A 10,057-nucleotide genomic window follows, 5' to 3' on the forward strand; every position below is an offset into this window, starting at 1 on the left:
AAGGAGTCGTTGCCGCGGTGGCTGGGGCCGGGGCTGGCGGGTTATGTGCCGGTGGACGACCGGCCGCGCCCTACACGAAACATCCCGGCATATGCGGATCTGCTGACGCGCATCCATCCGGTCGGGTCGGCTGGGCACTGTGCGGAGACCCTGCAGCGCACCGCGGAGAAGACCGGAATCGATCACTTCATCGTGATGGTGGAGGGCCTCGGGGAGCATCGCCGGACGCTGGAGAACATCAGGCGGTTCGGCGACGAGGTGCTGCCGCTGCTGCCCCGGTGACCCGGCGGGGTGCCGGGTCACCGGGAGGGATCAGCAGTCCACCAGCTCCGGCTTCTGGTTGAGGATCTGGGCTCGCGGAGTGACGAACTCCTGCAGGGCCTTCGTGGCCGTCGGGTCGAAGACGGCGACCCGGTGGCAGTTCTGGAAGGCCAGGCGGACCCCGAAGTGGCGCTCCAGCGCACCGCGCATCGCGTCGCTCGCCAGGCAACGCAGGAGCTGGCCGCGGGCCTCCTCGGACGGCGGTGGCACCGTGTTGTCCGCGAACTCGGCCCCGGTCTGCTCGCGCCGGCTCGCCAGGTCGCTGATCAGCGACCACGCGTACGGCAGCGAGTCGCGCACGCACGTGACGAAGGCCGCGTCGTCCACGTCACCAGCCTTGGCCTGGTCGAGCAGATCGTTCGGAACGGTCAGCGACATGCTGTCTCCTCTCGAAAGGGATCAAATGTGACGCTAGGCGGTGATGGGGGGAGCCTCCAGATGCCTGGAGGGGGACAGTCGTGTGATCAGGGCCCGTAGACGAAGCCCGGATCTATCTGCTCGGACAGGTCGGTGCCGGTGCGCTCGTTGCCCCACGCGCGGGCGTTGCGCAGGTGGAACTCCACGGTCTGCCGGCCGAAGCGCTCCCAGTCTTTCTCCTGCTCATCGAGGGTCTTGCGGAGCAGGGCGAGCGCGTCGGCGTTGGCCGGCTCGAGGTCGTCGAGCGTGAAGTGGCGGCCCTGCTCCATGGCGCGGACGGCGGCTGAGTGTCCCATCCAGGTGAGCAGATCGTCACCCACGTGCTCGCGCAGGAAGTCGACGTCGGACTCGTCGTGCACCTTGTTGCCGACCACGGCGAGCGCCACGTCGTATTGAGCGGCGTAGTTGCGGTATTGCCGGTAGACGCTCACGCCCTGCCTGGTCGGCTCGGCCACGAGGAACGTCAGGTCGAACCGGGTGAACAGGCCGGAGGCGAAGGAGTCGGCGCCGGCGGTCATGTCGACCACGACGTAGGAGCCGACGCCGTCGACCAGGTGGTTGAGCAGCAGCTCGACCGCGCCGACCTTCGAGTGGTAGCAGGCCACTCCGAGATCGTCCTCGCTGAACGGGCCGGTCGCGAGCAGGCGCAGGCCGTCGGGCGTGGTGAGCCCGAGCGGGTCGGCGGCGAGGTCGTCGAAGCTCAGCAGCGTGGAGCCGCGGCCGGGCGGGGTGGTCTTGACCATGGACTCCGCCGAGGGGATGCGCGGGTTGGTGCCGCGCAGCCGGTCTTTGATCTCGGTGAGGTGGGCGCCGAGCGGCTCGGGCTGCCGGTCGAGGCCGAGCACGAGGGCGAGGTGCTGGTTGATGTCGGCGTCGATGGCGACCACGGGGCCACCCTGGCTCGCCACATGCCTCGCGAACAGCGCCGACATCGTCGTCTTGCCGCTGCCGCCCTTTCCGACGAACGCCACTCTCACGGCGCCTCCTTGGAGATGAAAATCGTTACCGTTTCTGACGAACATCATCATGCCACACTCGCTCCATGAGGAATGAGGATTTGGCGCGAGCCGTACGGTTGCGTGAGGAAGGTCAGGGCGAGCAGGCCCGGCAGCTCCTCGTCGAGCTGGCCCGGCGGCATCCCGACGACGCCGAGGTGGCCTACCAGGCGGCATGGGCGCACGACGTGCTCGGGCTTGAGGCCGAGGCGGTCCCCCACTACGAACGCGCACTGGCGGGTGAGGGGCTGAGCGACGCCGACCGGCTGGGGGCCTTCACAGGGTTCGGCAGCACGTTGCGGGTGCTCGGCAGACACGCCGAGGCGCTGGAGACGTTCGAGCGAGGGCTGAAGGAGTTCCCCGGCGACGGGGCGTTGCGCACGTTCATGGCGATGGCGCTGCACAACGCCGGGCGTTCCGCCGAGGCGGTCACGACGCTGCTCCAGGTGGTCGCCGAGTCGGACCGGGCCGGCGGGTACGCACGCGCCATCGCCTACTACGCCGAGCACCTGGACGAGACGGTCTAACCGCAGGTGGCGTCGAGGTTGATCGGGCTGTCCGGCTGCGGCGTCGTGGGCGGCTTCTCGCGCGTCGGCACGGTCTTGGTGGACGGGCGCTCCCTCAGGGAGTCGGAGACCGTGCCGCGGATGAGGCGCCAGTCGGGGTTCGCCGTGTCGATCAGCGGCGGCACGAAGCTGAGGCTGCGGATCCTGGCGTTCTTCACCTTCTGCGACAGGTCCACGACGGCCGGCAGGAGGTCCTGGGGCAGGTCGGTGGAGATGGTCCGCTTGGCGGCCGTGGCCAGCCGCTCGAAACTGTTGATCACGGTCATCGGCTCGGCCTGCTTGACGACCGCGTTGAGCAGGCACTTCTGCCGTCCCATGCGGACATAGTCATCGCTGTCGGTGCGCGAGCGGCCGTACCACAGGGCTTCCTCGCCGGAGAGCTTGCGCGTGCCCGGCGGCAGCAGGCCCTCGCGGTTGCGGCCGTACACGATGGGGTCCTTGATGGTGACCCGTACGCCGCCCATGGCGTCGACGAGCTCCGCGAAGCCCTTCATGTCGACCAGGACGTGATACTGCACGGGAAGGCCGAGGATGCCGCTGATCGTCTGCTTGAGCAGGGTGGGGCCGCGCTCGCCCTTCGGCACGCCCGGCACCACGTCCGGGTGGTCCTCGGCGTACTGGAAGATCTCGTTGAGCAGGCCGGGCGTGTCGGGGCCCGCGCCGCTGAAGCCGAACGGGAAGCGGGTCCTGGCCGGGCCGTGGGGGAGCGGCACACGCTGGAGGTTGCGCGGCAGGCCGAACAGCGTGGTCGCGCCGGTCGTGGTGTCCACGCTGGCCACGGTCATGCTGTCGGTGCGCACGCCGGGCCTGCCGGGCGCCGAGTCGCCGCCGAGGAGCAGGAACTGCACGCGCGCCGCGCCGTTCCACGGATCATGGGCCATGATGGGCGTGCTGTCGGCGCTGGACGGGAACAACGTGTTCACGACGTCCCGCGACAGGTAGGCGATCCTGGCGGCGTAGACGGTGGGGGCCAGGATGAGAGCACAGAGGGCGACGGTCAGCGTCGTGGTCAGGAAGCGGCCGATCCGGTCCGAGCGCGGGGGGCGTACGAGGACGAACGACCAGACGATCACGGCGGTCCAGGCCAGGGCGATCGTCACCAGCGCTACGGTGAGCACGGTCAGCCAGCGGGGCTGGACGGCCAGAGACAGGAGGTTGGCGCTGTGCGCGGTGATCACGGTGAGCACGCCGGCCAGCATGAGCACGTACGCCACCATGAGCGCCAGACCGGATCGGCGGCGCTCGACCGCCAGGTGCGCCACTCCCCACAACATCGCCGCCCCCATGGTCAGTGCGATGCTCGCTCCCAGGCCAAAACCTCGTTCTCTCTCCGTCATGCCTGGTCAAACCCCCAAAGTGTGCCCATCCAGGTCACCCTAGTAATGCGTAATGCGTGGTCGATGGTGCGTCGGGGCAGGGTTCGGCTAATTCCCGGTCAAGACCAGCTTGAGATATAACGTGAATGTGGGCAAGCGACACGGTAGGTACGGGTTCGACGCACCCTGGGCGCTGGCGGGTCTGCTCCTCGGAGTGATCACGCTGGCGGCGCTCACGGTGTTGTCGTTCACGTTCGACGTCCCGGAGGCGGGGGTCGCCTTTCTGCTCGGCGGCACCTACACGCTGGCCAGCGCGGGCAGCCACCTCTACACGACGCGGCACGGCAAGCCGGCCGTCTGGGCGGCGGAGCTGGATCGCCTGGAAGGCGGAGAGCGCCTGCTGGATCTGGGCTGCGGGCGCGGCGCCGTCCTCACGCTGGCCGCACGACGGCTGGACGAGGGCCACGTGACCGGCCTCGAACAGCGCTCCAAGGAAGCGTTGCGGGCCAGGGCGAACGCCGGGCGGGAAGGCGTCGCCGACCGGGTGTCGCTGGTGGTGGGCGACCTGCGTGACCTGCCGTTCGAGGACAGTGCGTTCGACGTGGTCGTCACCGACCAGGCCATCCACACCATCGCCCGGCCCGAGGGGCGGGAACAGGCCGTGCGCGAGGCGCTGCGGGTGCTGCGGCCGGGAGGGCTGATGCTGATCGCCGACCAGCACCACACCCGCGTGTACGAGGACACGCTGCGCTCGCTCGGCGTCGTCGACGTACGGCGGCGCGACGCCGGCTGGCGATTCTGGTACGGCGGGCCGTGGTCCCGCACGGAGATCCTCGAAGCCAGAAGCCCCGCCGCGTAACGTCAAGGCTGTATAGGCGACTTAAAGCCGATCGATATCGGTGTCCGGTAGAACGGTGGCCATGGCCAGACACTTCAAGAAAACCGTCACCTCACTCGGAGCCGTGGCCTTCCTGACGCTGGCAGCGGCAGCCGCCCCCGCGCAGGCGACCTCGGCCGGCGACATCCCCATCGACAGATGCAAGCGCGGGAACTACTGCATTTACTCTCCCCCCAAATACCCCCTCTGGCAGTACAGCGGGAACAACAACCACACCCACACCTTCGACGGAGGGTCGTCGTGGATCAGGAACAACGGATATAGGGTCGCCGGCGCCGACCACATCCGCTTCGTCTACAACTATTTCGGCGAATCGAAGAGGACAGCATGTCTGCATCCGCCGGGCGATGGCACGACGATCAAGAAATTTACCAAAAAGGAAACGGTCAACATCTTCTCGGTCAAATGGGTTGGCGCCTGCTAGGCACCGGTTGTGTCCAGTCCACCGTGGCTGGGGCGGCGATGCCCGCCACGTGATCGATGTACGCGGTGGGCAGGCCGTACAGGACGGCCGCCATCTCGCGGTCGTGCAGCACCGGTAAGGCGGCCAGCGCGTCGGAGGCCAGACCGCGGCAGTGCTCGATCGTGGTGTCCACCATCCGGCTCGCCCGCAGCCTGCGCAACACCTCCGCCACCTCGTCGTCGTCCATGTCCCTGCCGAGCAGGTGCCGGACGTCGGCGTCGGCCATGAGCAGCGGCAGGCTGTAGACGCCCTGCCGCAGGTCGTGGCCCGCGGGTTTGCCGAGCTGGTCGCTGGAGGCGGTCAGGTCGAGCAGGTCGTCGAGGATCTGGAAGATCAGCCCGAACTTCTCCCCATATTCCGCCATCCGCGCCCTGTCCTCGGTGGAGGCGTGCGCGCAGACCGCGGCGACCAGGCATCCGGCGCTGAAGAGCGCGGCCGTCTTCCCGGTGATGGACCGCAGGGCGCTCTGCTGCGTCCTGGCGGGGTCGAACAGGTCGTTCGTCTCGATGAACTGCCCTTCCGCCAGCTCGACGACGGTGGCCGCCAGCACCTCGGCCACCGGCCTCGACACGGCCGTGATGGCCGCGAGCCCGGCCCTGGCCAGCATGAAGTCGCCGATGACGAGCGCCTTGCCGTCGCCGAGCTCGTCGTTGAGCGTTCTGGTGCCGCGGCGTTGCGTGGCGTGGTCCATGAGGTCGTCGTGCACGAGCGAGCCTGCGTGGATGAGCTCGACGCAGGCGGCAGCCGTGATCACGCGCCGGTCGAGCCCGTGGCCGAGCGCCAGGGAGGTGGCGAGCGTCATCGCGGGCCGCAGCCGTTTGCCGCCCGCGGCCACGATCCGCTCGGCGCCGGCGTTGATCCCGCTCAGCGCGGACGATCCGGTCAACCGCCGGATCCTCGTCTCGACCTTCTTCATCCCCTGCACGATGGCCGGGCTGCTCAGTAGGAGATCCATGCTCCAAGCCTGCGTCGGCACCGCTGTGTCACGGCTGAGAAACCCTGAGGACCCTCTCAGTCCGTGCCGGCGAAGGTGCGCTCGCCCGCGCTCGCCCGCCTCCGGCACCGTTCCGGTGTGGCCGCCTGCGGCGCTGAACCCGGCTCCGGGATGGCGTTGCACCTGACACCGTGTCAGGCGATATGCAGGGTGTGCCGACTTATAGGAACATCGTGCTTATAGGAGGACATTGTGGCTATGGCCGAGCGGGTCGATGAGGTCCTGCGCGCGGGCACGGCGCCCAACTTCCACGGTCTCGTGGTGATGCGGGGCGGGGAGGTCGTTCTCGAACGTTACGGAGCCGGACCGGACCATCGGCTCGGCCAGGACCTGGGACACGTCGTGTTCGACCGGGACACGCTGCACGACCTGCGGTCGGTGTCCAAGAGCGTCGTGGGGCTGCTGTACGGGATCGCGCTGGGTGAAGGGCTGGTGCCGGATCCCGGTGAGGGGCTGGTGCGACAGTTCACCGAATATCCGGACCTGGTGGCCGATCCCGAGCGGACGCACCTCACCATCGAGCACGCGCTCACCATGACGCTCGGCCTCGAATGGAACGAGGACGCCCCCTACACGTCCCCGGCCAACAGCGAGATCGCCATGGAGCTGGCACCCGACCGGCATCGCTACGTGCTCGAGCGGCCCGTCGTCGAGGAGGCCGGAAGGCGGTGGCTGTACTGCGGGGGCGCCACGGCGCTGCTCGGGGCCGTCATCGCACGCGGCGCCGGCCGGCCGCTGGCGGAGTACGCCGAGACCGCGCTGTTCCGGCCGCTCGGGATCGGCGACTTCGGCTGGACCAAGGGTGACGACGGGCTGGAGTCCGCCGCGGCCGGGCTGCGGCTGCGCCCGCTCGACCTGGCGGCCGTCGGCCAGCTGGTGCTCGACGGCGGCCGCGACATCGTGCCCGGCCAGTGGATCAAGGAAATGCTCACGCCCCGGATCGTGATCGAGGGCGAGTTCCGCTACGGCTACCAGTGGTACGTCGGCACCGGCGAGCGCCGCCAGTACGAGGGCATAGGCAACGGCGGCCAGCGACTGCTCGCGGTGCCGGAGGAGGACCTGGTCGTGGCGGTGACGGCCGGAGAGTACGACCAGGACATGGTCAGCGCCACGACCCTGCTCGACGCCGTGCTCGGCAGGTGAGGGTCAGGCAACGAGCAGGACCCGGCCGGTGACCGTACGGCTCTCCAGGAGGCGGTGCGCCTGCGCCGCCTCCTCGATGGGCAGCGCGCGGTCGATGAACGCGGAGCTCCGGCCCGAGGCGAGCCTGGCCAGCATCTCCCGATAGTGCGTGCCGAAGACCTGCTTCGCCCAGGCCGGGCCGCTGCACCCGGCGGCCGTCACTCCGCGTTCCATGAGGTCGGCGGCGGTGATGGCGGCGGGCTCCCCGCTCAGCAGGCCGTAGTAGAGCATCCGGCCGCTGCCGGGCGTGAGGCGGCCGAGCACCTGCCTGGCGGAGCTCCCGCCGATGGACTCGAAGACGACGTCCACGTCGGGCAGCTCTTCTGGCCAGCCGGGCCACGTGTGGTCGAGGGCGACGTCGGCGCCCAGCTCCAGGGCCCGGTCCCGCTTGGCCGCCGAGCCTGCCGTGGCGATCACATGCCCCGCCCCGAACTCCTTCGCGTGCCGCACCAGATAGGTGCCGACCGAGCTGGTGCCCGCCTCCACCAGGACGCTCTCACCTCCTTCCAGCTTCGCCCTGTGCAGCAGGCCGAGGGCGATCGCGCCCGGCGCCGCCGCGGCCAGCGCCTGCTCGGGGGTGACCCCTCCCGGTACGGGGCATGTCATGGCCGCGGGGAGGAGGACGTACTCGGCGTATGACCCGACCCCGCCGGTCACGCCCACCACCGTGCTTCCGAGGAGTTCTGCGGGGACACCTTTCCCCGTTTCGACGACCTCGCCGGCCGCCTCCGCGCCGATGACGGCGGGGAGCGTGAGCGGGAAGGGCAGCGTGCCCTTCCTGATCTGGGTCTCCGCGTAGCTGACGCCGATGACCTGGGCCCTGACCAGAACCTGGCCCTCTCCTGGGCGTGGGCGTGGCAGGTCCGCGACTTCGAGCCGCTCGGGGCCGCCTGTTCCGGTCAGGACGATCGCGCGCATGTCCGCTCCTATCTGAACCAATGGTCCAGTTAATATATGGACCATTGGTCAAGTTTGTCCATGGGGAAGAATGTTCCGGATGGAACGTCGAGAGCGGGCCGACGCCGCGCGCAACAGGCAGGCAATCCTGCGGGCGGCCGAGGAACTGCTGCGGCGGTACCCGCCGGAGGAAGTTTCCGTCGAACGGGTCGCAGCCGCCGCCGGCGTGGGCAAGGGGACGGTGTTCCACCGGTTCGGCAGCCGGACGGGGCTCATGCTGGAGCTCATGACCGAGCGGGCGCGCGAGCTGGAGCAGGCCGTCACCGAGGGGCCGCCGCCGCTTGGCCCCGGCGCTGCCCCGGTCGAGCGGCTGGTCGCGTTCTTCGCGGCGGTGGCCGAGCTGGCGGCGCGCAACGGCAACCTCATGGCGGCGCACGAGCACGCCGTGGTCACCAGGAAGTCCCACGCCGAGCAGCCGCGCCAGGCCAACCCGATCTACGTGTTCTGGCACCGGCACGCGTCGCGGCTGATCGCTGAGGGGAGGCCCGACGTGGACGCGGAGCAGATCGCGCACATGCTGCTCGGCACGCTGCACATGGAGCCGATCGCGAGCCGCCTGCGGGCAGGAGAGCACGAAAGGCTCGCGGCCGCCTTCGCCGATCTGGTTCACGGGCTGCTCGGCACCCCGAAGGGCTAGAGGGGCAGGGTTGTTCGGTGCGCCGGAGGCCTGGAGAGGCAGGCCTTCAGGCGGGGCGGAGGTCAGAGGGGCAGGCGGGTGACGGCCGTGCGGAAGGCGGAGACGGCGGCCCTGATCGCCGGGTGCTCGCCGTACCCTCGCCTGAAGGCCGCCAGGGTGCGGCGGCTCAGCGGCAGGCGGGTGAGCGACACGTCAGGCGGCGGGTCGATCGCCGCCAGGCGGGGCACGAGCGCCACCCCCTGACCGGCCGCCACGAAGGCGAGCACGGTGTCGAAATCGTCGATGTGGTGGCGCACCACCGGCTCGAAGCCGGCCGCCTGGCAGGCCCTGATCGCCATCGTGTGGCAGAGGGTGCCCGGTTTGTTGGTGATCCACGCGTCGGCGCGGGCGGCGGCGATCGTGGGGCGGTCGGTGAGGTAGATCGGCTCGCTGAACAGCGGCTCGGTCTCGATGGACGCGTCCGTGACCGGCGGCACGAAGTCGTATTCGTGCACGAGCGCCACGTCCAGCTCGCCCGCCCGCAGCGCGGCCGAGACGTCGGCGGGGTCGATCTCCGAGACCCTCGGTTCGAGACCCGGGTGGGCACCGGTCAGGGCGGCGAGCGCGGGCGGCAGGAGCACGCGGGCCGCCGTGGGGAACGCGCCGACGCGCAGCGGCCCCGAGGGCCCGCCGCGTGCGGTGGCGAGCGCGGCCGATGCGCGTTCGAGCTGTTCGAGCACGGCCTGCGCGTGTTCGACCAGGAGGTGGCCGGCGGGCGTCAGCGTCACGGTGCGGCCCGTGCGTTCGAGCAGCGGCACGCCCGCCTCCCGCTCCAGGGCGGAGAGCTGCTGGGAGACGGCCGAGGGCGTGAACGTCACGGCCTGCGCCACCGCGGCTATCGTGCCGCGCCTGGCGAGCTCACGGAGCAGGAGGAGCTTGCGCGGGTCGAGCATAAGTTGAGCTTAACGTCTGGCCAAGAAATCAGTGCTGGACCTAACGGGTGCGCGCGGGTCACCCTCGAAGCATGCTGAGAGGAATCCACGTACCGCTGATCACCCCGTTCACCTCCTCGGGGGAGGTGGCCGCGGACGCGGTCGAGAAGCTCGCGGGCCACGTGCTCGACCAGGGTGCGGCCGGTCTGGTCGCGCTGGGCACCACCGGCGAGGTGGCCGCGCTCGATCCGGAGGAGCGGGCGCTGGTGATCGACGTCTGCGCGCGGGTCTGCGCCGAGCGGCAGGCCCTGCTGACGGTGGGGGTGACGGGGAACGACACCCGATCGACGGCCAGGGCGCTGCGGGACCTTCCGGAGGGGGCGGGGGCGGCGCTGGTGAC

The 10,057-nt window shown here is 70.1% G+C and carries 12 protein-coding genes and 1 pseudogene; 7 read left to right on the forward strand and 6 right to left on the reverse strand.

The window, feature by feature from the left end:
* A pseudogene (locus E1294_RS48880) lies at positions 1-282 on the forward strand (LLM class flavin-dependent oxidoreductase); the annotation flags it as partial.
* A gap of 30 nt (positions 283-312) precedes the next feature.
* On the opposite strand, the gene E1294_RS48885 reads toward E1294_RS48880, so the two are convergent.
* Both E1294_RS48885 and E1294_RS48890 read right to left on the reverse strand, forming a co-directional pair.
* Positions 313-699, reverse strand: coding sequence for an SCO5389 family protein (locus tag E1294_RS48885; protein ID WP_132519189.1), 387 nt, complete (start codon positions 697-699; stop codon positions 313-315).
* Positions 700-785: 86 nt separating this feature from the next.
* Entirely contained in the window at positions 786-1,715 is a 930-nt protein-coding gene (locus E1294_RS48890; protein WP_132519192.1) for an ATP-binding protein, read from the reverse strand.
* Positions 1,716-1,780: 65 nt separating this feature from the next.
* On the opposite strand from E1294_RS48890, the gene E1294_RS48895 reads away from it, so the two are divergent.
* The gene (locus E1294_RS48895) at positions 1,781-2,260 is read left to right on the forward strand and encodes a tetratricopeptide repeat protein (protein ID WP_132519195.1); all 480 of its coding nucleotides are present in this window, start codon (positions 1,781-1,783) and stop codon (positions 2,258-2,260) included.
* On the opposite strand, the gene E1294_RS48900 is transcribed toward E1294_RS48895, so the two are convergent.
* Positions 2,257-3,636 (reverse strand): LCP family protein, encoded by a 1,380-nt coding sequence (locus E1294_RS48900; RefSeq protein ID WP_246083826.1) that lies wholly within the window; start codon positions 3,634-3,636, stop codon positions 2,257-2,259. The two genes, E1294_RS48895 and E1294_RS48900, sit on opposite strands and share 4 nt — an antisense overlap.
* Before the next feature lie 127 nt (positions 3,637-3,763).
* Here E1294_RS48900 and E1294_RS48905 point away from each other — a divergent pair, with 127 nt between their 5' ends.
* Positions 3,764-4,474 carry a class I SAM-dependent methyltransferase gene (locus E1294_RS48905; protein WP_132519198.1) on the forward strand — a complete coding sequence of 237 codons (711 nt, stop codon included), beginning with the start codon at positions 3,764-3,766 and terminating at the stop codon, positions 4,472-4,474.
* A 61-nt stretch (positions 4,475-4,535) separates the two neighbouring features.
* Positions 4,536-4,937: a hypothetical protein gene (locus E1294_RS48910; RefSeq protein WP_132519201.1), complete on the forward strand. Its 402-nt coding sequence runs from the start codon at positions 4,536-4,538 to the stop codon at positions 4,935-4,937.
* Here E1294_RS48910 and E1294_RS48915 read toward each other — a convergent pair.
* A complete protein-coding gene (locus E1294_RS48915; protein WP_132519204.1) occupies positions 4,915-5,931 on the reverse strand; it encodes a polyprenyl synthetase family protein in 1,017 nt (338 codons plus the stop codon). The two genes, E1294_RS48910 and E1294_RS48915, sit on opposite strands and share 23 nt — an antisense overlap.
* A 237-nt stretch (positions 5,932-6,168) precedes the next feature.
* On the opposite strand from E1294_RS48915, the gene E1294_RS48920 reads away from it, so the two are divergent.
* Positions 6,169-7,113, forward strand: coding sequence for a serine hydrolase domain-containing protein (locus E1294_RS48920; RefSeq protein ID WP_246083827.1), 945 nt, complete (start codon positions 6,169-6,171; stop codon positions 7,111-7,113).
* Positions 7,114-7,116: 3 nt separating this feature from the next.
* On the opposite strand, the gene E1294_RS48925 is transcribed toward E1294_RS48920, so the two are convergent.
* Entirely contained in the window at positions 7,117-8,070 is a 954-nt protein-coding gene (locus tag E1294_RS48925; RefSeq protein WP_132519211.1) for a quinone oxidoreductase family protein, read from the reverse strand.
* A gap of 79 nt (positions 8,071-8,149) precedes the next feature.
* Here E1294_RS48925 and E1294_RS48930 point away from each other — a divergent pair, with 79 nt between their 5' ends.
* Positions 8,150-8,746 (forward strand): TetR/AcrR family transcriptional regulator, encoded by a 597-nt coding sequence (locus tag E1294_RS48930; protein WP_181958672.1) that lies wholly within the window; start codon positions 8,150-8,152, stop codon positions 8,744-8,746.
* 62 nt (positions 8,747-8,808) lie between these two features.
* On the opposite strand, the gene E1294_RS48935 is transcribed toward E1294_RS48930, so the two are convergent.
* On the reverse strand, positions 8,809-9,678 hold the full coding sequence (locus E1294_RS48935) for a LysR family transcriptional regulator (protein WP_132519217.1): 870 nt from the start codon (positions 9,676-9,678) through the stop codon (positions 8,809-8,811).
* A gap of 71 nt (positions 9,679-9,749) precedes the next feature.
* On the opposite strand from E1294_RS48935, the gene E1294_RS48940 reads away from it, so the two are divergent.
* The coding region (locus E1294_RS48940; RefSeq protein WP_181958673.1) for a dihydrodipicolinate synthase family protein at positions 9,750-10,057 on the forward strand (308 nt) is incomplete at its 3' end.

Source organism: Nonomuraea diastatica (assembly GCF_004349015.1).
GTDB lineage: Bacteria > Actinomycetota > Actinomycetes > Streptosporangiales > Streptosporangiaceae > Nonomuraea > Nonomuraea diastatica.

Coding starts and splice junctions, on each gene's coding strand:
- E1294_RS48885 (WP_132519189.1), bottom strand. CDS start 699: ATGTCGCTGACCGTTCCGAACGATCTGCTCGACCAGGCCAAGGCTGGT.
- E1294_RS48895 (WP_132519195.1), top strand. CDS start 1,781: ATGAGGAATGAGGATTTGGCGCGAGCCGTACGGTTGCGTGAGGAAGGT.
- E1294_RS48900 (WP_246083826.1), bottom strand. CDS start 3,636: ATGACGGAGAGAGAACGAGGTTTTGGCCTGGGAGCGAGCATCGCACTG.
- E1294_RS48910 (WP_132519201.1), top strand. CDS start 4,536: ATGGCCAGACACTTCAAGAAAACCGTCACCTCACTCGGAGCCGTGGCC.
- E1294_RS48915 (WP_132519204.1), bottom strand. CDS start 5,931: ATGGATCTCCTACTGAGCAGCCCGGCCATCGTGCAGGGGATGAAGAAG.
- E1294_RS48920 (WP_246083827.1), top strand. CDS start 6,169: ATGGCCGAGCGGGTCGATGAGGTCCTGCGCGCGGGCACGGCGCCCAAC.
- E1294_RS48925 (WP_132519211.1), bottom strand. CDS start 8,070: ATGCGCGCGATCGTCCTGACCGGAACAGGCGGCCCCGAGCGGCTCGAA.
- E1294_RS48930 (WP_181958672.1), top strand. CDS start 8,150: ATGGAACGTCGAGAGCGGGCCGACGCCGCGCGCAACAGGCAGGCAATC.
- E1294_RS48935 (WP_132519217.1), bottom strand. CDS start 9,678: ATGCTCGACCCGCGCAAGCTCCTCCTGCTCCGTGAGCTCGCCAGGCGC.